Raw genomic sequence first — 22,145 nt, 5'->3', positions numbered from 1 at the left:
CCGGCCCGCGGGCCCGCGCAGTACGGCTGGCCGGGGCTGTGACCGCGGCCGGGTCGCCACCGGAACTGTGGCGACTCGACGCCGCCCGTACCCGGTCGATCAGTGCCGAGAACCCCACCGGCGCACCCGGCGCGGGAGCCCGCGCGACGGAGGGCACCGGCGCCGGCGCAGCGCGCCACCTCGGCCCGGGATGGAAGGTCTCACCGTCCATCCATCTCGAGCCCGGCGCGACCGCCACACTGGCCGACGTCGCGGGCCCCGGCGTGATCCGGCACTTCTGGCTGACGACCGACCGCACCGCGTTGCGCGACCTGACCCTGCGCATGCACTGGGACGACACATCGCGGCCCGCTGTTCGGCTGCCGCTGGGCGATTTCTTCTGCAACGCCTGGGACGAGCTCGCGCTGGTGAACTCGGAGATGGTAGTGGTGGCGCCAGCGGGCGGCCTGAACAGCTACTGGCCCATGCCTTTTCGACGGAGGGCGCGAATCGGGCTGCACAACGGCGCCGACCGCGCGGTGCCGGTGTACTACCAGATCACCTACACCGAAGAGGACGTGCCGGAGGAGGCCGGGTACCTGCACACCCAGTGGCGGCGCAGCGCGCCGTTGGGCAGCCCGGCGGTGCACACCGTCCTCGACGGCGTCACCGGACGCGGCCGCTACGTGGGCACCTATCTCGCCATCCGGCCCGGCGACCCGGGGTGGTGGGGCGAAGGCGAGCTGAAGTTCTACCTCGACGGTGACACCGAGCACCCGAGCATCTGCGGCACCGGCACCGAGGACTACTTCGGCGGCGCGTGGAACTTCGACATGGACGGCCGCTACCGGACCTACTCGACGCCGTATCTCGGTCTGCCCCAAGTGCTTCCGCCGGACCGCTGCTACGAGGCCGAGCAGCGGTTCGGCATGTACCGCTGGCACGTGCGCGACCCGATCTGCTTCCACAGCGAACTGCGCGTCACCGTGCAGGCGCTCGGCTGGTCCGATCCCGGCACCTACCTACCGCTGGAACGCGCCGAGATCGCCACCACCGCCTGGTGGTATCAGGGCTGACCTGGCAGCTCCAGCGCGGCGGCGTCGAGCCCGTTCATCAGCTCGTCGGCGCGTGCCAGCGCCATGTCCAACCCCGCCCCGAGGTCGTCGAGCAACGTCAAACCGCCGAGCAGTCCGGACAATTCGCTGCGCACCTGCTCCAGCTCCTCGATCGCCGGATCGACCGGAGACCAGACCACGCCCACGGACCAGTCGGCCGCGCCGTCCAGCCACGCGCACAGCAGATCGCGCACCAGGCAGTGATCGGAGGTGTACACCTCGAAGCGCCGCGGGTCGTCGCACTCGCGGTGCTGGAGTTCGTACATGCCGTCGGGCAGGCGGCGGGCCCGGATCCACGCGCGTTCGCCCCTGGCCAATTCCAGGAACGGCTGCTCGGCGGCGCCGCTCTCGGCCGGCGTCGTCGAATCGGGGTCACCGGCTGGTCGACTGGGGTCCGCACGCACCGGGCCAGTCTGCCCGATCGCGGCCGCGAATACTCGAAATGCACCGCCGCAGGTGGATCCGGGTGCATGGTAGATGCATGCGCGCGGTGGTCATCGAGACGCCAGGTCGTTGTTCCGTGCAGACCGTGCCGGACCCGTCGCCGGGTCCCGGTGCGGTGGTGGTGCGCGTCGCCGCGGTCGGCATCTGCGGCACCGACGCGCACATCATCGATGGCGAATTCCCGCCGACGCCGTATCCGATCGTGCCCGGGCACGAATTCGCGGGCGAGGTCGTCGCCGTCGGCCACGAGGTAGTCGGCGTCGCGGAAGGCGACCGGGTCGCGGTGGATCCCTCGCTGTTCTGCGGTGCGTGCCACTACTGCGCGATCGGCCGCGGGAATCTGTGCGAACGCTGGGGCGCGATCGGCGACACCGTGGACGGCGCGATGGCCGAGTACGTCGCGGTGCCCGCCGCCAACTGCCACCGGCTGCCGGACGCGGTCTCGCTGAGCCATGGCGCGCTGGTCGAGCCGCTGTCGTGCGCTGTGCACGCCTTCGACGTGCTCCCCCGCGCGCTGGGCTCGCACTATCTGCTCTACGGGGCGGGCACCATGGGCCTGCTGATGTTGCAGTTGGCGCGGGTGGCCGGCGCGGCCTCGGTGTCGGTCGTGGATCTGGATTCCGCGCGGCTCGCGGTGGCCGAGAAGCTCGGCGCCGACGCGGTCGGCACCGACGCCGACGCTTTCGAGCGGCCGCACGGGTGGGAGGTCGTCATCGACTGCACCGGCGCGATCGCCGCGATCGAGGACGGTGTGACCAGGGTCCGGCGCGGCGGGGTGTATCAGCAGTTCGGCGTCGCGCCCGGCGCGGCGACCGCCGCCATCTCCCCGTTCCGCGTCTACAACGACGAGATCACCATCGTCGGGTCCATGGCGGTGTTGCACAGTTTCGGGCGGGCGGTGGAGTTGATGGGCAAAGGCGTGATCGACGCCGACACCATGATCACCCACAGCTTCGCGCTCGACGAGTTCGCCGACGCGATCGGGGCATTCCGTGCGCGAGCGGGCCGCAAGATCCAGATCCGGCCGGATCGGTCCGGATGACCCGGGTCGCCGGGGTGGACAGCTCCACCCAGTCGTGCAAGATCGTCGTCTGCGACGCGGCGACCGGCACGGTGCTGGAGCGCGCCACCGCCCTGCATCCCGACGGCACCGCGGTGCCCGCCGAGGCGTGGTGGGACGCGCTGCGCGCCGCGGGTGACGGACTCCTCGACGGCATCGACGCGATCGCGGTGGGCGCGCAGCAGCACGGCATGGTGGCGCTGGACGCCGACGGCGCGCCGGTCCGAGACGCGCTGCTGTGGCACGACACCCGGTCCGCGTCGGCGGCCGAGGAACTCGTCGGCGAACTCGGCGGCCCGCGGCGGTGGGCCGAGGCGGTGGGCAGCGTGCCGGTCGCCTCGTTCACCGTCACCAAGCTGCGCTGGTTCGCCGATCACGAACCCCACCTGGCCGACCGCACCCGGCGGATCCTGCTACCCCACGACTACCTCACCTGGCGGTTGCGCGGCCCCGACGCCGAGCCCGTCACCGACCGCGGCGACGCCTCCGGCACCGGCTACTGGTCCCCCGCCACGGGTCGCTACCGAGAAGACTTGCTAGCACTGGCTTTTCGCGGTCGCACGCCGCTGCTGCCGCGGGTACTCGCGCCCGCCGAAGCCGCGGGCCGAACCCCGTCGGGCGCGCTCGTCGCGGCGGGCACCGGCGACAATGCCGGGGCCGCACTGGGATTGGGGCTCGAACACGGCGACGTCGTGCTGTCGCTCGGCACCAGCGGCACCGCCTACGCGTGCGCGGGCTCCCCGAGCGCCGACCCGTCCGGCGCGGTCGCCGGATTCGCCGACGCGACCGGCGCGTTCCTCCCGCTGGTCTGCACGCTCAACGCGGCGCGGGTGCTGTCCTCCGCCGTGCAACTACTCGGCGTCGGCCTCTCCGACCTGGAAACCCTTGCCGCACAGGCACCCCCGGGCGCGGACGGATTGGTCATGCTGCCGTACCTCACCGGCGAACGCACCCCCAACCTGCCGCACGCCGCGGGCAGCCTGCACGGCCTGTGCCCGCGCACCATGCACCCCGGGCACCTCGCGCGCGCCGCCTACGAAGGCATGCTGTGCAACCTGGCCGACGCCCTCGACCGCCTCGTGGCCACCGGTATCAGCCCACGCCGCATCCTGCTCATCGGCGGAGCCGCCCGCTCGCCCCTGGTCCGGGCGATCGCCGCGCAGATCCTCGGCCATCTCGTCACCGTCCCCGAACCCGAGGAATACGTCGCCCTCGGCGCGGCCCGCCAAGCCGCCTGGGCGCTCGCGGGTACCGCCGCTCCCCCGCGATGGCCGACCCGCACCGCCGCCGAAATCTCCGTCTCCGCGGACGCCGTCGCCACCGGCCGCACCATCCGCGACACGTATGCCCGCGCCAGGGACGCGCTCTACGGCTGAGCCCGATGTCCCTGGAACTGCGCCCAGCTCGATCCGATCGATGAGCACCCGGAACTGCTCACCTCGTGGCCCGAAGCTACCGGACCGCGGGCGGGCGTCTGAGTATCGTTCGCGCTATGCCCGAGCTGATCGCGCCCACCACACGCCTGCACGCCGCCTGGCTCGAGGCGCATCGGGAGTGGGGACCCGGCGTCCACGAGGACGGTTTCGGTCTGCGGTTGTCCGACGAGGTCGGCACGCTGGAGGGATTCGCGGCCTGGGTCGCACGGCTGTCCGGCGCACCGGACCGGGCGAAGGTTCCTGTTCGCACCGTCTATCGGTGGATCATCGACGGCGACCGGGTGCTCGGCGGTATCGCGCTCAGACACGGGTCCGACGAAGCCGTCGAGCGGGCGGGCCATATCGGCTACGGCATCCGGCCCTCCGCGCGCCGCCGCGGGGTCGCGACCTGGGCGCTGGGCCGGATGCTGGACGAGGCGCGAGTGCTCGGCATGAGCCGGGTACTGGCGGTCTGCGCGGCCGACAACATCGCCTCGGCGAAGACGATCGAACGGCAGGGAGGTGTGCTGGAGGGTATCCGGGACACCGAACTCGGGCTCGCTCGCCGCTACTGGATCGAAATCGGCGGGCCGAGTGCATGATTCGCTGAAGCAGTCGAGTTCGGAACCGCATGCGCGCCCAGCGTGAGCGGCGCGCGGTCGCCCGATTCCGGCGAGCGGCCGGGCGACATGCGGCGGGAGTTGCGCAACGCGATGCGGGACCGCGCAGAACACCGCCCGAGCGCCGTGCAGCGCGTCATCGATCCGCTACTGGATGGGACCCAGCCCACGTACCGGCGGCGTACCAACGGCTTCACCTCGGCCAGATTCCCGGGACCGGCGAACCTTCCTGACGGCCGACCGCCGGTGTGCGAATGATGCGCACCGAATCGAAGCCGCTGGTCTACTGTGTGAGTGCGGCGAGGGTCGCACAGTCAGTATGCGTGTACAGCGAACGGTACGTTCCGTGGTTTTTCCACCGAATCGAAAGGCGCTGCATGTCTGAAGACTTGACGCAACTAGAGCTTTTGCGGGAGCTGGAGCCGGTCGTCGCGACCAATATCGACCGGCACCTGGCCACCGCCAAGGAGTGGTGTCCGCACGACTACGTGCCCTGGGACGAGGGCCGCAACTTCGCCGCGATGGGCGGCGAGGATTGGCATCCCGAGCAATCACGGCTCTCGGAGGTCGCCAAAGTCGCGATGATCACGAACCTGCTCACCGAGGACAACCTGCCGTCCTACCACCGCGTGATCGCCGAGAACTTCTCGCAGGACGGGGCGTGGGGCACCTGGGTCGGCCGCTGGACCGCCGAGGAGAACCGCCACGCCATCGCCATGCGCGACTATCTCGTCTGCACCCGCGCTGTCGATCCCGTCGCCTTGGAGAACGATCGGATGGTGCACATGACCCGCGGTGTCCACGCGCCGCCAGGCTTCGGCGCCCTCGCTCAGGTCGCGTACGTGACGTTCCAGGAGCTGGCCACCCGGGTCAGCCACCGCAGCACGGGACGAGTCTGCGACGATCCGATCGCCGACCGGCTGCTGCAACGCATCGCGGCGGACGAGAACCTGCACATGATGTTCTATCGCAACATCGCGGGCGCCGCGTTCGACATCGCTCCCGACCAAATGATCGAGGCGGTGACCCCCATCGTGAAGAACTTCGCCATGCCGGGCACCGGCATGCCGAACTGGCGGCGCAATGGCGTGTTGATGGTCAAGCACGGCATCTACGACCTCCGCCAGCACCTGGACGAGGTCGTCATGCCGATCCTGCGCATCTGGAACGTCTTCAACCGCACCGACTTCACCGCGCGCGGCGAACGCAGCCTCGAAGAACTCGGCGCATACCTCGAGAAACTCGGACGCGACGTCATCCGGTTCGAAGAACAACGCGAACGCATCCTGGCCCGTGAAGCGGCGCGGGTCGGGTAAGTCACCGATCACTCCCCGACGGTTCGGACCGGCCCATCACGGCCGGTCCGAATACCCGGTCCGCGGTACCACGGCCGATAGACCTCTCACGACCGACGGCGCTCCTCCGGCTGAGGAATGCGCCAGCCTATGGATGTCCCGACCGGAACTCGACGAATCGCCGAACGGGTATCGGAAGATGGTCTTGTGGACGCCGCACAGATCGCTCAGGCCCTGGAAGACGTGTTCGACCAGGCGATAGTTTTTCACGGATTCGCCGACTACATGCGGGACTACGACATCTTCCTCCACGCCACAGCCGATCCTCGGACAGGCGTTCAGCCCGAGTATCTGCGGTACCGCTTCAAACATTGCGTCCGCGCGACAGCAACCTCTGCTGTGCCCGTTGAAGTTTGGGCTCGCTCGCTGGACGACCGCCTCGTCGACTACGAGATCGGTCGCGAACTCGATGGCTACGTCTGGGGTGTGCGATGGCAATGCCTCTACCCGGGCGCGAAGCTGCGACGCGATTCCGACGAAGCCGCGACATGGTCGGCACGACTCGGCTTGCCCTTCCACGAAGCGGAGATCATGGCCAACGGCCACAACCTCTCATTGATCTTCGCCGACCTGGAGGTCGACACCGTCGCGGCCGGCCAAGCGGCGTTCGTCGTGCCCAATGACGGCGACCCGTAGAAGTGCGGCGCGAGCGCGCGTTCGCATCCAGCCCCCGGACGGCGTCGGGTGTCGGTAGCTCCTGGAAGGATTCGGGGCATGAGTACCACCGGGGACGATGTCCGCACCTATGCCTTGTCGTTGGCCGAGACGAGCGAGCAGTTCGCTTGGGGGATGCCGATTTTCCGGGTGGCGGGGAAGTTGTTCCTGACGTTGCCGGAGAACGAGACGTCGATGGCGGTGCGGTGCCCCGCGATCGATCGGGACGAGCTGGTGGTGGCGGAGCCGGAGAAGTTCTGGATCGCGGCGCACGAGGCGAACAATCCGTGGGTCCGGGTGCGGCTCGCGGCGCTGGAAGATCGGGACGAACTCGAGGCGATCGTGCTGGACTCGTGGCGGCAGGCCGCCCCTCGGCATCTGCTCGACGACGCGGAGTGAACGACAGCGCCGCCGTCCCTGCCGAAGCGGGAACGGCGGCGCTGGTCGAACGCGGCGCGGCTCAGTGCTTGGTGAGCAGCTTCGCCTTCACCGCGTCGAGGGTCGCCGCGTCGATCCCGAGCCCCTCGGACAGGAAACGGTCGAACGAACCGTAGGACTGCTGGACCTGGTCGAATGCGGCGTCGAGGAAGTCGCGCTGCACGCCGACGATCGGCTCCCACAGTTCGCGGTCCTGGACGAGGCCCTGCTGGACGAGGGCGTCGAGCAGCGCCTTGTTGCCGGCGGCGAGGTTGTCGTTGGAGTCGAGGAAGTCGTTGTAGATCTGGCCCTTCGGGACGTCGAGGGCGCTCATGAGGATGGCGGTCATCCAGCCGGTGCGGTCCTTGCCCGCGGTGCAGTGGTAGAGCACCGCGCCTTGGGCGTTCGCGATCTCGCGGAACGCCGAGGCGAACTGTCCGCGAGCGGTCGGGTCGGTGACGAACCAGCGGTAGTAGGTGCGCATGATCTCGGCGGCCTTGCCGTCGCCGAGCACCTTCTGCTGTTCTGCGGGCCCGGCCTGGATGAGCCCGGACACCATCAGGAAGAAGTCGTTGGCGGGGTCGTACACCGGCAGCTCGGTGCGGCGAATGCCAGCAGGGAGCTTGTCGGGATCGCGGCCCGCCTCGGTGGGGCTGCGGAAGTCGATGACCTGGGTGATGCCCAGCTCCACCAGCTTCTGCTGTTCGCCTGCGTCGAGCTTGGCGAGCGCGTCGGTGCGGTAGACGACGCCGCTGGCGACGCGACTGCCGCCCTTGGCCGGGTAGCCGCCGATGTCGCGGGCGTTGGGCGCGTGCGCCAAGCCCATCGGCCGGTCGGCCTTGCCCGGCGATTCGAGGACGGGGACGGCCGGGCCCGCGAGCGCGGGCGCGACGGTGACCGGCAGGACGCCGAGCAGTACCGCGGCCGAGGCCGCGACGACGCCGCGCATGGCGCGTGAAATGGTCACAGGGAGGGTTCCTTTCGATCCTGGGACGGAGGTTTTGTGATCAGCCGGCGAGCAGCGTGACGGTGCCCGCGGCCCCGTCCACGCGCACCCGCTGTCCGTCGGACAGACTGGTCGTGGCGGTCTTGGTGTCCACCACGCACGGGATGCCGAATTCGCGCGCCACGATGGCGGCGTGCGAGGCGGAGCCGCCGATGTCGGTGACCACCGCGGCGGCGTAGGCGAACATCGCGGTGTGTCCGGTGTCGGTCACCGAGGCGACCAGGATGTCGCCGGGTTCGATGTCGTCGTCGAGCGAGAGCACCAGCTTCACGGTGCCCTCCACCACGCCGGGGCACACGCCGATACCGGTGAGGCTCTCGTCGGCGGCCAGCGCGCCCGCATCCGCGACCGGTTCCCATTGTCCGGCAATGACATCGGGCATCCGGATGTCCCGCAGGCGCTTGCGCTCGGCGCGACGGCGGCTCACCCGCTCGGCCGCATCCGCAGGAGGACAAAAGATTTCGTCCAGGCTGAGGTAGCAGACGTCGTCGGTCTCGCGCAGCAGACCGGATCGAATCAGCCGGTCGGCGCGTTCGCGCACCGCCATGCGCAGGCAGTGCGTGATCCGGACGACGGCATCGCGGGCCCGTTCCCTGGCGACCGTGGCGCCCGCCGCCATCCGCGCCGTGCGGCTCGGATTCTCCGCAACGGGTTCGCGAGTCGGCGCGGGCATTTGCGCGGCCCGCGCGGCGGCGGTCACCAGCAGCGCGGGCCGGTCGCCGAAGGTCGGATTGATCAGTTCGCATTCGCCGGGACCGCGGTGGCCGATCTTGGCGAGTTCCTCGTCCAGTGCCGCGGCGAAGGCGGGCGAAGCGGCCCGCGCCGCCGCGACGTCGCCGGTGCCCGCGATCTCCAGCAGCGCCGAATCATCGCGGCAGATGGCGGCCAAACGCTCCACCGCGAGCATCGGTTTCGCCGATTCCAGCCGGTTCAAGTCGATCGGGACCTCGCCCGCGTTCTTGCCGCGGGCGTGCACGGCGGTGGCCGCGCCGGTCATCATGACGCCGATGGAGGCGGCCTGCCAGGCCTGGTGCAGCCGGTCGCGCCAGAGCAGGGCGCGCACGTGCAGCTGTTCGTCGGTGAGGGCCGCGATCTGTTCGGCGGTCAGCGCCTCGGTGTGGGCGGCGGCGTTGATCAGTTCCGCGGTCGCGGCGAAGCGGCGAGCGGTGGCGATGACCCGGGAGGTGGCGCGCCAGGTGGCGGCGGTGCTGGCCAGGCCCGTCGGCATCGGCGGCTTCCCGTGCGGCTGGAGCGGAATCTCGTCGGGGATGTTGCCGTAGGCGTCGCGGCGGATGCTCTCCTCGTCCCAGCCCGGCATGTTCTCCGCGGCCAGCACGCCGATCGAGGCGTTGATGTAGATGTGGTGGCCGAGCACCGTGGTCACCCGGCTCGTCCAGTGTTCCAGGGCGATGCCGTCGAGCGCGATCATGGTGCCCATCGCCTCGTTGGCGAGCCGGATCGCGCCCGCGTGCAGGTCGATGGTGAGCGGCGTCATCGGACCGGGCAGCGCCTCGGAGGTGTTGGTGGCGGTGTGCACCGGGTAGCGCGGGTCGACACGATCGTCGAACTCGCCCTCCAGCCCCTCGGGGGCGACGTCGACCAGGCGGTGGCGGTCGGAGGTGGCGGCGCGCGAGGGAATCACGTGGGCGGGCAACGGAATCGCGCCGCTGCGCGTACGGAAGGAACCGCCCGATGGCTTGCGCCCGACAAGACCGCGCACCAGATCGGCCGCCGTCCCTGCCGCGGTCCACCCGCAGCGAAATCCCCAGTCCTGCTGCGCCACCGAGGAATTCAGCAGCGGCCGACGCGCCGACCAGCCCGGAACCCAGGCGGAGTAGCGCACCCCGGCCGCGCGCATCAGGTCGCGCACCTCGTCGGTCGTCACCACACCCGGTGCGGCCAGCTCGACCACGCCGATCCGCGGCGAGGTCGCCGCCAGCACCAGGAAGCGGTCCAGGTCGTCGCTGTGCAGCAGCTGGAATCCGCCGCCGGACTTGGCGCCGAGGATCGGTTCGAGCGCGCGGCGGGTCTGGTGACCGATCCGGCGGCCCGCGATCAGCGCGGTGCGCACCAGCAGGTGGTCCGCGCCCGATTCCCGAAGTCGTTCGGCGACTTCGGATTCCGGCACGCCAGCCGAGCGAGCCCCCGCCACGACCGGAACCACCACGCGCGCACCGGCATTCCGCGCCGCAGTGGCGACCGCGCCGACGCTCGGTCCCGCCAGGTGGACGACGGTGTCGCAGCCCGCGACGGCCTCGGCGCAGACCGCGGCGTCCGCCGGATCACCTGCGGTGAACCGCACGCGGGGGTCGACGAAGCGGTGCCACCGGCGGTCCAGGCCTGCCACGTCGTGCCCGGCGGCCAACAGCATGCGCGCCACCGCCCGACCGCTCGGCTCGGTGATTCCGGTGATCAGGACCCGCATCGATATCCTCTCCTCACTGCGCCACCACGAACGTGACGCCGTTCACACACCTTTGCGAGTGCGCGACCGCACCAGCCGGTTCAGTCCCACTGAGCGGGCGGTGGCGATCAGCTACCGAGATGACCGGTGTCGAGTCGCCCGACGAGGCGCGACTGTCGCACTCATGAGCGAACGCAGTGAGCGAATCGTGTGCCAGCGCGCATCGCGCATGCCGGAGCCGAGCGTCAGCGAGGCGCAGGCATGAGCGAAACTCTGGGCGCACGCCGGTCGGTCGCGCCGCGGCCCGCGACGGAGGTCGACGCCTACGACATCGACACCGACGTTCTGGTCGTCGGCTACGGATCCGCTGGAGCGGCAGCGGCTTTCGAGGCGGCCGAGGCGGGTGCGCGGGTGCTGGTGCTGGAGCGCTCGGGCGGGCCGGGCGGCGCCTCGGCCATGTCGGGCGGCGAGATCTATCTCGGCGGCGGCACGCCCATCCAGCAGGCGTGCGGTTTCACCGACACTCCCGAGCAGATGGCGGCGTTCCTGCGCGCCGCGCTCGGCCCCGGCGCGGACGAGGCCAAGATCGAGCGGTACTGCGCAGGCAGCGTCGAGCACTTCCACTGGCTGGTGGCGCGCGGCGTGCCGTTCCAGCCGAGCCTGTGGGACGCCCCCGCCTGGGTGCCGCCCACCGACGATGGGCTCATGTGGCTCGGCGAGAACAGCTGGCCGTTCACCGAACTCGCGACGCCCGCGCCGCGCGGACACCGGCCCGCCGCCAATGATTTCGGTGGCAAGCTGCTCATGGACGTGCTCGCGTCGGCGGCCGAGAACGCCGGTGCGACAGCGCGATTCGACAGCTACGCGACGAACCTGATCCGCGCCGAGAACGGCACGATGACCGGTGTGGCGGCGCGTAGTTACGGCCGCGAGTTCACCGTGCGCGCCCGGCAAGGCGTCGTGCTCACCACGGGTGGGTTCGTCGACGACGACTGCATGCTGGCCGCGCACGCTCCCCGCCTGCTGCGGCACACCAAGGTCAGCGCCGGCACCGACGACGGCAGCGGCATCCGGATGGCGCAGGCGGCGGGCGCGGCGGTGCGCCACATGTCCGCGGGACAGGTCGGCATCGCGTTGATTCCCGGATTCGCGGCCCGGGGGATGGTCGTCAACGGTCGCGGTGCGCGCTTCGTCAACGAGGACACCTACCCGGGGCGCATCGGCCAGGCCGCCCTGTTCCGGCAGGACATGGACGTCTGGGTGGTGCTCGACGAACAGGCCTACGAGGCCGTGCCAGAACCGCAGCGCTGGGGCGTGCGCCCCACCCACGTCGCCGAGACCGCGGAGGAACTCGAGCAGCTGATCGGCGCCCCGGCAGGCGCGCTCGCCGCGACCATCGCCAGGTACAACGAATTCGCTTCGCGCGGTGCGGATCCCGACTTCCACAAGGCGCCGCGCTGGCTGCGTCCGCTGACCCCGCCGCTGGCCGCCATCGACGTGCGCGCTGGTGTGCGCCCGCCCGCCGAGACCGGCGACCGGCGCGGCACCGGCGCCTCGGTGTTCACCCTCGGCGGCCTGCACACCACCGTGGACGGCGCAGTGCTCGATCTCGACGGCGCGCCGATCCCGGGCCTGTTCGCCGCGGGCCGCGCCAGCTCCGGCCTGCACGGCGAGGGCTACATCAGCGGCACCTCCCTCGGCGACGGCACGTTCTTCGGCCGCCTCGCGGGCCGCGCCGCCGCCGGCGTCGGCTGAGCGCCGGAAACACCCTCCATGGTTCCGATCATCGGGACTGACCTACCGGACGCGGGGTGGACCGCCCTAGCGTCACCACCATGGCGGGGGCCGCGCGTGCGGTTCCCGGCCCGACGAAACACAGGAGGACACCCGTCATGACCAACAAGGTGCTCGATCGGGTCCGTGACCTGCTTCCGGCGATCCGCGAACGCGCCGCGGACACCGACGCGCAGCGGCGGGTCCCGGTGCAGAGCATCCGGGAGCTGACCGAGGCAGGCGTGTTCCGGATGCTGCAGCCCGCCCGGTTCGGCGGTGACGAGTCCTCTCCCGTGGCCTTCTACGAGGTGATCCGCACGATCGCCTCGGCGTGCCCGTCCACCGGCTGGGTGTCCTCGGTGCTCGGCGTGCACCCGTGGCAGCTCGCGCTGTTCCCGCTGGCGGCTCAGCAGGAGGTGTGGGGCGCCGACTCCGACACCCTCATCTCCTCGTCCTACGCGCCGACGGGCGTGCTGACCCCCGTCGAGGGCGGCTACGAGGTGAGCGGACGGTGGAGCTTCTCCTCCGGCTGCGATCACGCCCAGTGGGCGTTCCTCGGCGCGCTCGCCCCCGACGAGAACGGCAAGCCCAGCGACTATCTGACGATCCTGGTGCCGCGCGCGGACTACGTCATCGACGACGTCTGGCACGTGGTCGGGCTCTCCGGCACCGGCAGCAACGACATCGTCATCGAGAAGGCGTTCGTGCCGCACCACCGCGCCTACAGCGCGACCGAGCAGTCGCAGCTGCGCGGGCCCGGCCAGGAAGCGAATCCCGCTGCGCTCTACAAGATTCCGTTCGCCGGCGTCTTCTCCAACACCATCACCGCGCCGATCATCGGCGCCGCCCAGGGCGCCTACGAGGCGCACATCGAGCGGATGCGGGAACGGGTTCGGCTGTCCTACGGCGGGCAGAAGGTGGCCGAGGACGCGTTCGCCCACGTCCGGGTCGCCCGCGCCGCCTCCGAGATCGACGCCGCGATTCTGCAGATGGAGCGCAACATCTCCGAGCAGCTGCGCTACGCCGAAGCGGGCGAGCCGATTCCGGACGAGGTGCGCCTGCGCACCCGCCGCGACCAAGTGCGTGGCACCGAGCGGGCGATCCAGGCGATCGAGCTGCTCTTCGACAACTCCGGCGGCCATTCGATCCGCAAACCGAATGCGATCGAACGGCATTGGCGCGACGCGCACGCCGGCAGCGTGCACGTCATCAACGACGTGGAGCGCGCGCTCGCCATGTTCGGCCGGGGCGAGTTCGGCCTGACCGTCGAAGATCGGATGGTGTGACGGTGGCGCCGACCGCGGAGGACACCACCCGCTGGGTGACGGTCGACGGGCTGAAACTCCGCTACCACGAGGCGGGTTCGGGTCCGCCGCTGGTGCTCCTGCACGGCTCCGGTCCCGGCGTGTCCGGCTGGGCCAACTTCGGCGGCAACCTCGCGGCGCTCTCCGAGCACTTCCGCTGCCTGGTGCTCGACCAGCCGGGTTTCGGCGCCAGCGCGCGCCAGGAAGTCTACGACCGCAACTACCTTCGCATCTCCGCCGACGCCGTGATCGGCCTGCTCGACAGCCTGGAGCTGCCGCACGCGCACCTGCTGGGCAATTCGATGGGCGGCGCGGTGGCCACGCTCGTCGCCCTCGATCACCCCGCACGCGTCGACCGGCTGGTGCTGATGGCGCCGGGTGGGGTCGGGGTGAACGTGCTGGGTCCCGAACCGTCCGAAGGCATTCGGCGACTGCTCGACTTCACGGCCGACCCGACGCGCGAAAGGGTACTGGCCTGGCTGCGCACCATGGTCTTCGACGAGCGGATCCTCACCGACGAGCTGGTGGACGCGCGCTTGGCCGCCGCGTCGGAACCCGCGGCCATCGCCGCCATCCGCGACGCCTACGCCACGTTCGCCGATCCCGCACTGGCCGAACGGGTTCCGTTGTGGGCGCGGCTGCGCGGCCTGCGCAGCGAGGTGCTGATGCTGTGGGGCCGCGACGACCGGGTGACCCCCGCCGAAGGCGCGCTGCTCCCCGCACGGCAGCTGCCGAACGTCGATCTGCGGTTCTTCGGGCGCTGCGGGCACTGGGTGCAGATCGAACGCAAGGCGGCCTTCGAACGCGCCGTCACCGATTTCCTCCGGAACGGCCTGTAGGCCCTGCGGTGCGGGCGTGGCCACCGGCCCGCCCGCACCGAAAACCGAAGGCGCCTCTCCCATCTGGACGATAGCCTCGGTCCATGACGTGGACCGCCCCCGAGGTCGAACGGACGCCCACCCCGCTTGTCGCCGGCGAACGCCCCATGCTGCAAGCCTGGCTCGATCGGCACCGAGCGACCCTGCTCTGGAAATGCACCGGTTTGGACGCCGAGCAGCTGCGCTCGCGCCCGCTGGCGCCGTCCGGCCTCTCGCTGCTCGGCCTGGTCCGGCACATGAGCGAGGTGGAGCGCGGCTGGTTCCGCATCGCGGCGGCGGGCGCGCCGCTGGACTACCTCTACTGTTCGGAGGTCAACCCCGACGGCGATTTCGACGACATCGCCGACGCCGATCCCGAGGACGCCTTCGCCGTCTATCACCGCGAGGTGCGCGCCGCCGATGCCGCGGTCGCCACGCTTCCGCTGGACCACACGTTCGCGCGCCCGCTCCGCACCGCCGTCTTCAGTTTGCGCTGGGTGTACGTGCACATGATCGAGGAATACGCCCGTCACAACGGCCACGCCGATCTGCTGCGCGAACGCATCGACGGCCGCACCGGAGACTGACCACATCGGCAGTGCAGTAGGCAGGCAGAGCCATATGGCTCTGCCCGTCCGTTCGTGTTCGCCACGATCAGCTCCCGCTGGAGCTCCGCGTGTGCGGACAGCATCCCGAACCTCTGGATCGTGGGTGTGGACGGTGGCAGCACCTACGATGCTGATCGTGTCTGGTGGTGTGCGTGACGGCGGTTCAGGTGCCGGGGCTGTCGGGCAGGATGCCTGGTGGATGGATCCGGAGTTGCTGGTGCGTGGGGACTTCGAGCGTGTGTGGGGGCTGCTGGATTCGGCGCCAGACGCTCAGGCTCGCTCGGTGGCGGCGGTGTATCGGGCGTCGGCACATCTGCACCATGACGCTTCGCCTATGGTGCGTCGGCAACTGCTGGCGCTGGATGCCGCCCGGTACGGACACCGGGAGCTGGCCGCCCGAATCACTGCCGTACCTGTGGACGGGGGCGAACACGCGCGATGGGGGGTGGAGTGGGCCACTGCCAGCCAGGTCGATTCCCGTTTTCGATACGCCCTGACCGGCTGGAAGGTGCCGTCTGTGGCGACAGCCGTGGTGGATGGCCGTGCCGTCGCTGTGGGCCCGTCGTGGAGCGGTGGCAACAACGGCAGGGCACTTCGGGTGTGGGACCTGATGACCGGCGAGCAGGTCGGCGAGCCTTTGGCCGGCCACGACGGTTCGGTTCGAGCGGTGGCGACGGCAACCATGAACGCGCGCCCTGTTGCCATCACCGGAAGCGAGGACGGAACGGCGCGTGTGTGGGATCTGTTCGGCCATAGGCAGATCGGCGAGCCCATGGCCGGCCACGACGGCTGGGTGCTGTCCGTGTCGACAGCTCTGGTGGACGGTCGCCTCGTTGCGGTCACTGGCGGTACCGACCACACGGCGCGGGTGTGGGACCTCGGCACCGGACGGCAGATCGGCGTTCCATTGGCGGGCCACAGCCACTGGGTGGTGACGGTTTCGACAGCCGTGGTAAACGGCTGGCGCCGCTGTCGAAGGCTACACGAAACTCCTTGTCACCCAACGCCCGATACACCTGGTCGCGCACCTTGTCACCGACCACCTCGGTCATCGCGTGCGCCAGCCGCTGCTTGCTGCCGCGCCGCACCGTGGACGCCGCGCCCATCCTCGGACTACCGGCCCGACTGGGCCCCGGACGTCTTGGTACTGAGACACCGAGGCAGATAGCCCGGCGGTGATCGTGGCGTGCTTGGTTTGGCTGTGAACTGCGAAACCGACGCACAGCGCTTCATCGGCGACGGCATCGGGCAGGTCCGCGCACGGGCAATGCTGACCACGCTCGCCGAGGCGATGTACACCGCGACAACAGCATTCGAGCTGGACCCAACACTAGCAACCCAGCAACTCCGGTCGCCGCGGTTCCGCCGTCGACCTGTTGTCGGCTCATCTGAGCTGATCGCGCCGCGAAGGGATTTGGAGTCGTGGGTTTCTACATCGGAGAAGGTGGAGAAGAATTGGATCTGGGCGCGCGGGCGAAGCAGCTGGGGAGTGCGATCGATGATTTCGGGAGGGCGGCGGAGATCGCCGCCGCGTCCGACGCGGACGACATGGTGCAGTTACGCGATCGGGCGTTCGCCGACGGCATGTCGGAATTGTTCTCGATTTGTCTCGGGGGCGCCGAGGTTCGATCTGCTACGGGTTGGTCCGATTTCCGGAATCGGGTGATCACCCTGATCGGAGCGAGTGGCTGGGCGCTGACCAACTACATCGACGACACCCTCGACAGCGCACTGCATTCGGCGCTCGAGGAGTGGGATAGTTGGGAGATCGCCTGCCGGTTCCGCTCCGCCGTGCAGTTCCTACTGGACGAATTCGGTGGTTCGGAACTGTTGATTTCGCCGGACTATGAGAAGCAGATGTTGGCCGAAGCCGACGCCAAGCTCCGTGCACAAGCCTCGTTGGTGTCGCCGCAGCCAGGCGAAAGACCTCCGGCGGGAATTCCGGACAGTCACTGGTGGTGGTTTCTGCCGAGCTCCCAGACGCAGTGAGAAGTCCCGGCCGCGAATGACGGCCCCGTGACACGGTTACGGGGCCGTCGGACCTCCGGCAAAACGCCGACCAAGTCCACGGCGCGCATTTCGAACGGATATCGCCCCGGCGTTGCGGTCTCGTCCACGAACTCAGCGCAGATGCTCGGCGACCCAGCCCGCGATCTGGGTCCTGGAATCGAAGCCGAGTTTGGTCATGATGTGGTCGACATGGCTTTCCGCCGTGCGCACCGAGATCACCAGTTCGGCCGCGACGCGTTTGTTGCTGTACCCGGCGGCGACCAGTTTGGCCACATCCTTCTCCCGCCGCGTGAGCACATCGGCCGCGACGGGTTTCGGAGCGCGCTCGACGACGATCGGCGCCGTGCCCAGCGCGTAGCGCACCGCCTCGTCGGTATCCAGCGCGGCGCCGCTGTCGAAGGCGACCCGAAACTCCTTGTCACCCAACGCCCGATGCACCTGGTCGCGCACCTTGTCGCCCACCACCTCGGTCATCGCGTGTGCCAGCCGCTGCTTGCTGCCGCGCCGCACCGTGGACGCCGCGCCCATCAGCCGCGCCGCGCGCACCCGATCACCCTCCGCGGCCGACACCCAGGCCAGCCCGTCGAAACCCGAAGCGGTCCAGACACATCGATCGAACAGCCGGAACTGCTCGACCGCGTGCCGCAGGTCGACGGCGGCGCGCTCCTGTTCGCCGTGGCGCCAATGATTCGTGCCCACCGCCCAATACGCCAGCCCGCCGAGCAGATGCGAGCCATGCTCGGCGGTCCTGGCCAGGAAACGTTCGGCGATGGCGTCGGCGCGCTCGTCCTCCAGCACCAGCGCACACACGTAGGCGAAGGCGAAGCTCTCCATCTCCGTGCCGTGATGGGCGACCTCGCCCGCGCGTTCGGCCGCCGCGAGCGCGATCTCCAGCGCGCGGTGCGGGTCGTTGCCGCTGAAGGCCAGCAGCGCCGAGAGCAGCGTCGCCTCGACCAGCACCTCGGCGGCGTCGAGTTCGGTGGCCAGCTCGACGCATTCGCGGGCGTAACGGGTGGCCTCCGCGTTGTCCGACAGCATCGCCGCGATCACCGAGGCGGCCGCGAGCGCCCTGGCCCGATCGACGGTGTGCGCCTTGTCTTTTTCGATCGCCTCCACCAGCCAGCGGTAGCCCTCCAGCAGGAACCGGTAGTGCTCCCAGAACGGGCGGAGTTCGGTCGCGATCTCCAGCGCCCGGTGCGCGCCGTCCGGGTCGGACAGCGAGAAGTGCAGTGCCGCACGCATATTGGCGTGCTCCCTGGTGACGTCGCGGAACCAGGTGACGTCGTCGCCGCCCCAGTAGGCGGTGCGGCCGCGGCGGGCGATGCGGTGGTAGTGATCGCGATGGCGGATGCGCACGGCCCGTTCGCCGCCGGCGGCGGACAGCCGGGCAAGCGCGAACTGCCGCAGCGGCTCCAGCATGGTGTAGCGGCCGCTGCCGTCGCTGTCGTGCCGGTGCCCGAGCACCGACTTCTCGACGAGACCGGTCAGCGCGTCCACCAGCGCGTCGGGCGGATCCACCACGCACACCGCCTCGGCCGCGTCCAGATCGAAACCGCCCGCGAACACCGCGAGCTGCTCCCACAGCCGCTGCTCGTCGGCGGTGCACAGGTCGTAGCTCCAGCTGATCGCGGCTTCCAGTGTCTGCTGGCGGCGCGGCGCGGTGCGCAGGCCCGTGGTGAGCAGCCGCATCGCGTCGTCGAGACGAGCCAGCACCTGGTCGGGGGTGAACATCCGCAGCCGCAACGCGGCCAGTTCCAGCGCCAGCGGAATGCCTTCGAGCCGACGGCAGATCGCGGCCAGCACACCGAGATTGGCGTCGGTAACCCGGAATTCGGGGTTGGCCGCCGCCGCGCGATCGATGAGCAGGCGCAGCGCCTCGCTGTCCTGCGCGGTGATCTCCCCGGTCAGCTCGTCGACCTCGGGGACGGGCAGCGGAGCGACCGGCATGACCTGCTCGCCGTCCACGCCGAGCGGCTCACGGCTGGTCGCCAGGATCCGCACGCCCTCGGTGGCCGGGATCAGCCTGTTCACCAGCGCCGCGCACGCGTCGATGAGGTGTTCACAGTTGTCCAGCACGATCAGCAGGTTCTTGTCGGCGAGGAACTCGGTGAGCCCGGCCAGGGGGGCGCTGGTCTCGTCGCGCAAGCCCAGTGCCTGCGCGACGCTCAGCGCCACCAGATTCCCGTCGTGGACGTGGGCCACCTCGACCAGCCACACCCCGTCGGGAAACGCCCGCCGCACCGATTCGCCGACCCGCCGCGACAACCGGGTCTTGCCCACGCCGCCCGGCCCCGTCAGGGTGAGCAGCCGCGTGGTGGACAGCAGCCGTTTCGCCGTGGCGACCTCGTCCCCGCGTCCGACGAAGCTCGTCACCTCTGCGGGGAGATTTCCTGTCACGTGCCGCACCACGCCGATTACCTTCGCACGTGCGACGGACACGGCGGGCGTTTTGCCGCTATTCGGGCGTCGATGCCACGCGGTTGGCGGCCCGAACCAGGGCTGCGAGCGAGGCCGTGAGCGCGGAGTCGCCGCGACCGCAGCACCAACCGGTCCGCTCCCCTGTCCGGTATTCCAGATAGGCGATCGCGCCGGTGCCGATCGACTGCTGAGTGAGACCCAGCACCCGCACCGGCAGGCCCGCCGCGGCCAGCGCCGCGGTGAGCGCCTCGATCGGCTCGGCCGTGTGGTGCTCGGTGGTCGAGGTCGCGCCGCCCACGGTGAGCGTGATGTCCGTGACCGCGTCGCCGGTGCGCCACTGCTTCAGCACCACCGGCGCGGGTTCGGCGTCCTCCAGGTACGCGGTGGTGAACAGCTCGTGCAACTCGGGCGCGGTGATCTCCAGTCCGGTGTCGTCGGCGTGTGCCTGGACGCGGCGGGCGAACTCGATCTGCCACCGCCGCGGCAGGTCCAGGCCGTACTCGGTGTGCAGCAGGTAGGCGATGCCGCCCTTGCCGGACTGGGAGTTGACGCGGACGACGGCGTCGTAGGAGCGCCCGAGGTCGGCCGGATCGATCGGCAGATACGGTACGCGCCAATCGATCTCGCGCTCCGGCCGCCCGGTCGCCGCGGCACGGGCGCGGTGTTCGGCCATGCCCTTCTTGATGGCGTCCTGGTGGGTGCCGGAGAACGCGGTGTGCACGAGCGCGCCGACGTACGGGTGGCGTTCGTGGATCGGCATGCGGGTGCAGTACTCGACCGTGCGCGCGATCTCGTCCACGTCGGAGAAATCGATCATCGGATCGACGCCCTGGGCGTGCAGGTTCAGCGCCAGCGTCGCGAGGTCGACGTTGCCGGTGCGCTCGCCGTTGCCGAAGACGCAGCCCTCGACCCGCTGCGCGCCGGCCAGCATCGCCAGTTCCGCGCAGGCGATGCCGGTGCCGCGGTCGTTGTGCGGGTGCACCGAGAGGATCACGCTGTCGCGGCGGGCCAGGTTGCGGTGCATGTACTCGATCTGATCGGCGTACACGTTCGGGGTGGCCACCTCGACGGTGGCGGGCAGGTTCAGCACGACGGGTCGCTGCGGGGTGGCGTCCCACAGGGTCGTCATGCGGTCGCACAGGTCGAGGACGAAGTCGGGCTCGGTCAGGTTGAACACCTCCGGCGAGAACTCGAAACGCACCGAGGGCAGGTCACCGGCGAACTCGAGCACGTCGCGGCCGCCCGCCAGGATCAGCTCGCGCAGCGCGGCGCGGTCCTTGCCGAGCACCACTTCCCGCCAGGTCGGCGCCGTGGCCGTGTACATGTGCACGACCACCTCGTTGCGCAGGCCGCGCACGGACTCCACCGTGCGCTCGATGAGATCGCGCCGCGCGGGGGTGAAGACGACGATGGTCACGTCCTCGGGCGCGAGATCGGTCTCGGCGAGCAGCCGGACGAAGTCGAAATCGGTCTGCGAGGCAGACGGGTAGCCGACCTCGATCTCCTTGTAGCCCATGGCGACCAGCAGTTCGAAGAAGCGCCACTTCCGGTCGGGGTCCATCGGCTCGGCGAGCGCCTGATTGCCGTCCCGCAGGTCGACAGGGACCCAGAGCGGCGCCGCGGTGATTCGCGCGTTCGGCCAATCACTTTGTGTCAGTGGGACATTCACGCGGTCGTAGACGCTGCGATACCGGTGCGACGGCATCCGCGAATGCCGCTGTCTGTTCCAGTCCGGCGCACCGTCGGCGACCGGGCCGGCGGGGGTATCGATGGTAGGGAAAACGCTTGCGGTCATGAAGGTTTCTGCTGCTTTCCGGCGGACGCGGCCTGCGCATACGAAGCGGTGACCGGCCACGACGAAGCCCCACGGCGGGCGGCCGGTCGTTCAGGCCCCGCCGTGGCGGCTAAGCAGAAGCATGCGCGTCATGATGGCTAGACTATACACAACTCCTCAGACAAGTAGAGAGGTTCGGATGGTCCCGCAGGTTCGCCGCCACCCGCTCGCCGCACAGGCGGCCGAGCTGTTGCTGGCCCGTGTGCGCGCGGGCGAATGGCCGCTCGGACACCGCCTGCCCGGCGAGACGACGCTGGCCGCGCAGCTCGGCGTCGGCCGCTCGACGCTGCGCGAGGCCATCCGCGAACTGGCGGGCAAGGGCGTGCTCGACAGCCGCCAGGGCGCGGGGGTGTTCGTCACCGCGCTGGACGTGACCGAGGAGTGGGACGCTGTGCTGCGCCGCGCCGCCATCGCGTCGGTGATCGAGGCCAGGATCGCCATCGAGGCCGAGGCCGCCGCGCTCGCGGCCACCAGGCGCACCCCCGCGGACCTGCGGGCCATCCGTCGCACGCTGGCCGCACGCGAGGCCAGGGGCGAGCCGGTCGACGAGCACGTCGACGCCGACATGGCGTTCCACCGCGCGGTCATCGTCGCCGCGCACAACGACGTGCTCACCCAGCTGTTCGACAGCTTCCTGCCCCGCCTGCGCCAAGCCATGATCGACATGCCGAAGATTCGCCCCGTGCCCTCCGAACCAGAGGACCACGAGGCACACATCCGGCTGGTCGACGCCATCGCCCACCGAAACCCCACGGCGGCAGCCGAATTCAGCCGCGCCCATCTCACCGCACTGAAGGCGGCGTTCTCGTGACCGCGCCGAGGAAGGAACACCTGTGACCACACCCGTGCTCGAGCTGACCGACGTGACCTTC

At 70.2% G+C, this 22,145-nt stretch carries 19 protein-coding genes; 14 read left to right on the top strand and 5 right to left on the bottom strand.

Translation table 11 applies throughout. The features are described from left to right. Positions 1 to 38: 38 nt before the first annotated feature. Positions 39 to 1,055 (top strand): glycoside hydrolase family 172 protein, encoded by a 1,017-nt coding sequence (locus AB0H50_RS12615; protein WP_357450531.1) that lies wholly within the window; start codon positions 39 to 41, stop codon positions 1,053 to 1,055. Here the strand turns inward: AB0H50_RS12615 and AB0H50_RS12610 are convergent. Then, the gene (locus AB0H50_RS12610; protein ID WP_357450529.1) at positions 1,046 to 1,498 is read right to left on the bottom strand and encodes a hypothetical protein; all 453 of its coding nucleotides are present in this window, start codon (positions 1,496 to 1,498) and stop codon (positions 1,046 to 1,048) included. The genes AB0H50_RS12615 and AB0H50_RS12610 overlap by 10 nt on opposite strands. 77 nt (positions 1,499 to 1,575) lie before the next feature. On the opposite strand from AB0H50_RS12610, the gene AB0H50_RS12605 reads away from it, so the two are divergent. The 6 genes from AB0H50_RS12605 to AB0H50_RS12580 all read left to right on the top strand — a co-directional run bounded on the left by AB0H50_RS12605 (position 1,576) and on the right by AB0H50_RS12580 (position 7,041). Next, positions 1,576 to 2,580 carry a zinc-dependent alcohol dehydrogenase family protein gene (locus tag AB0H50_RS12605; RefSeq protein WP_357450526.1) on the top strand — a complete coding sequence of 335 codons (1,005 nt, stop codon included), beginning with the start codon at positions 1,576 to 1,578 and terminating at the stop codon, positions 2,578 to 2,580. Continuing rightward, positions 2,577 to 3,974, top strand: a complete 1,398-nt coding sequence (gene xylB / locus AB0H50_RS12600; protein ID WP_357450523.1) for a xylulokinase — start codon at positions 2,577 to 2,579, stop codon at positions 3,972 to 3,974. The genes AB0H50_RS12605 and xylB overlap by 4 nt, the downstream gene beginning before the upstream one ends. 116 nt (positions 3,975 to 4,090) lie before the next feature. Continuing rightward, positions 4,091 to 4,615, top strand: a complete 525-nt coding sequence (locus AB0H50_RS12595) for a GNAT family N-acetyltransferase (RefSeq protein ID WP_357450520.1) — start codon at positions 4,091 to 4,093, stop codon at positions 4,613 to 4,615. 395 nt (positions 4,616 to 5,010) lie between these two features. Next, positions 5,011 to 5,949 (top strand): acyl-ACP desaturase, encoded by a 939-nt coding sequence (locus tag AB0H50_RS12590; RefSeq protein WP_357450517.1) that lies wholly within the window; start codon positions 5,011 to 5,013, stop codon positions 5,947 to 5,949. A 129-nt stretch (positions 5,950 to 6,078) separates the two neighbouring features. Continuing rightward, positions 6,079 to 6,624, top strand: coding sequence for a hypothetical protein (locus AB0H50_RS12585; protein ID WP_357450514.1), 546 nt, complete (start codon positions 6,079 to 6,081; stop codon positions 6,622 to 6,624). Between the two features lie 78 nt (positions 6,625 to 6,702). Beyond that, positions 6,703 to 7,041, top strand: coding sequence for an MmcQ/YjbR family DNA-binding protein (locus AB0H50_RS12580; RefSeq protein WP_357450511.1), 339 nt, complete (start codon positions 6,703 to 6,705; stop codon positions 7,039 to 7,041). A 61-nt stretch (positions 7,042 to 7,102) separates the two neighbouring features. Here AB0H50_RS12580 and AB0H50_RS12575 read toward each other — a convergent pair whose 3' ends face one another. Both AB0H50_RS12575 and AB0H50_RS12570 read right to left on the bottom strand, forming a co-directional pair. Then, entirely contained in the window at positions 7,103 to 8,026 is a 924-nt protein-coding gene (locus AB0H50_RS12575; protein ID WP_357450508.1) for a tyrosine-protein phosphatase, read from the bottom strand. 40 nt (positions 8,027 to 8,066) lie between these two features. Beyond that, positions 8,067 to 10,490, bottom strand: coding sequence for a PEP-utilizing enzyme (locus AB0H50_RS12570; RefSeq protein WP_357450505.1), 2,424 nt, complete (start codon positions 10,488 to 10,490; stop codon positions 8,067 to 8,069). A gap of 240 nt (positions 10,491 to 10,730) precedes the next feature. On the opposite strand from AB0H50_RS12570, the gene AB0H50_RS12565 reads away from it, so the two are divergent. The 6 genes from AB0H50_RS12565 to AB0H50_RS12540 all read left to right on the top strand — a co-directional run bounded on the left by AB0H50_RS12565 (position 10,731) and on the right by AB0H50_RS12540 (position 17,000). Continuing rightward, positions 10,731 to 12,224 carry an FAD-dependent oxidoreductase gene (locus tag AB0H50_RS12565; protein WP_357450503.1) on the top strand — a complete coding sequence of 498 codons (1,494 nt, stop codon included), beginning with the start codon at positions 10,731 to 10,733 and terminating at the stop codon, positions 12,222 to 12,224. Between the two features lie 137 nt (positions 12,225 to 12,361). Then, on the top strand, positions 12,362 to 13,528 hold the full coding sequence (gene hsaA, locus AB0H50_RS12560) for a 3-hydroxy-9,10-secoandrosta-1,3,5(10)-triene-9,17-dione monooxygenase oxygenase subunit (RefSeq protein ID WP_357450500.1): 1,167 nt from the start codon (positions 12,362 to 12,364) through the stop codon (positions 13,526 to 13,528). A 2-nt stretch (positions 13,529 to 13,530) separates the two neighbouring features. Further along, entirely contained in the window at positions 13,531 to 14,385 is an 855-nt protein-coding gene (locus tag AB0H50_RS12555) for an alpha/beta fold hydrolase (protein WP_357450498.1), read from the top strand. An 83-nt stretch (positions 14,386 to 14,468) separates the two neighbouring features. Then, positions 14,469 to 14,990, top strand: a complete 522-nt coding sequence (locus AB0H50_RS12550; protein WP_357450496.1) for a DinB family protein — start codon at positions 14,469 to 14,471, stop codon at positions 14,988 to 14,990. A 34-nt stretch (positions 14,991 to 15,024) separates the two neighbouring features. After that, a complete protein-coding gene (locus AB0H50_RS12545) occupies positions 15,025 to 16,179 on the top strand; it encodes a hypothetical protein (protein ID WP_357450493.1) in 1,155 nt (384 codons plus the stop codon). A gap of 254 nt (positions 16,180 to 16,433) precedes the next feature. Next, complete coding sequence (locus tag AB0H50_RS12540) at positions 16,434 to 17,000, top strand: hypothetical protein (protein ID WP_357450490.1); 567 nt, start codon at positions 16,434 to 16,436, stop codon at positions 16,998 to 17,000. A gap of 132 nt (positions 17,001 to 17,132) precedes the next feature. On the opposite strand, the gene AB0H50_RS12535 is transcribed toward AB0H50_RS12540, so the two are convergent. After that, positions 17,133 to 19,418, bottom strand: coding sequence for a LuxR C-terminal-related transcriptional regulator (locus tag AB0H50_RS12535; RefSeq protein ID WP_357450487.1), 2,286 nt, complete (start codon positions 19,416 to 19,418; stop codon positions 17,133 to 17,135). A gap of 58 nt (positions 19,419 to 19,476) precedes the next feature. Beyond that, positions 19,477 to 21,234, bottom strand: a complete 1,758-nt coding sequence (locus AB0H50_RS12530; RefSeq protein WP_357450485.1) for a 2-isopropylmalate synthase — start codon at positions 21,232 to 21,234, stop codon at positions 19,477 to 19,479. Positions 21,235 to 21,412: 178 nt separating this feature from the next. On the opposite strand from AB0H50_RS12530, the gene AB0H50_RS12525 reads away from it, so the two are divergent. After that, positions 21,413 to 22,084, top strand: coding sequence for an FCD domain-containing protein (locus AB0H50_RS12525; protein WP_357450483.1), 672 nt, complete (start codon positions 21,413 to 21,415; stop codon positions 22,082 to 22,084). Positions 22,085 to 22,145 lie beyond the last annotated feature (61 nt).

This window comes from Nocardia sp. NPDC050793, from assembly GCF_040654065.1.
Classification (GTDB): domain Bacteria; phylum Actinomycetota; class Actinomycetes; order Mycobacteriales; family Mycobacteriaceae; genus Nocardia.
This window is presented reverse-complemented; position numbering and strand designations above follow the sequence as displayed.

Coding starts and splice junctions, on each gene's coding strand:
- xylB (WP_357450523.1), top strand. CDS start 2,577: ATGACCCGGGTCGCCGGGGTGGACAGCTCCACCCAGTCGTGCAAGATC.
- AB0H50_RS12545 (WP_357450493.1), top strand. CDS start 15,025: ATGGCTCTGCCCGTCCGTTCGTGTTCGCCACGATCAGCTCCCGCTGGA.
- hsaA (WP_357450500.1), top strand. CDS start 12,362: ATGACCAACAAGGTGCTCGATCGGGTCCGTGACCTGCTTCCGGCGATC.
- AB0H50_RS12585 (WP_357450514.1), top strand. CDS start 6,079: ATGGATGTCCCGACCGGAACTCGACGAATCGCCGAACGGGTATCGGAA.
- AB0H50_RS12605 (WP_357450526.1), top strand. CDS start 1,576: ATGCGCGCGGTGGTCATCGAGACGCCAGGTCGTTGTTCCGTGCAGACC.
- AB0H50_RS12570 (WP_357450505.1), bottom strand. CDS start 10,490: ATGCGGGTCCTGATCACCGGAATCACCGAGCCGAGCGGTCGGGCGGTG.
- AB0H50_RS12565 (WP_357450503.1), top strand. CDS start 10,731: ATGAGCGAAACTCTGGGCGCACGCCGGTCGGTCGCGCCGCGGCCCGCG.
- AB0H50_RS12580 (WP_357450511.1), top strand. CDS start 6,703: ATGAGTACCACCGGGGACGATGTCCGCACCTATGCCTTGTCGTTGGCC.
- AB0H50_RS12525 (WP_357450483.1), top strand. CDS start 21,413: ATGGTCCCGCAGGTTCGCCGCCACCCGCTCGCCGCACAGGCGGCCGAG.
- AB0H50_RS12550 (WP_357450496.1), top strand. CDS start 14,469: ATGACGTGGACCGCCCCCGAGGTCGAACGGACGCCCACCCCGCTTGTC.
- AB0H50_RS12595 (WP_357450520.1), top strand. CDS start 4,091: ATGCCCGAGCTGATCGCGCCCACCACACGCCTGCACGCCGCCTGGCTC.
- AB0H50_RS12530 (WP_357450485.1), bottom strand. CDS start 21,234: ATGACCGCAAGCGTTTTCCCTACCATCGATACCCCCGCCGGCCCGGTC.
- AB0H50_RS12590 (WP_357450517.1), top strand. CDS start 5,011: ATGTCTGAAGACTTGACGCAACTAGAGCTTTTGCGGGAGCTGGAGCCG.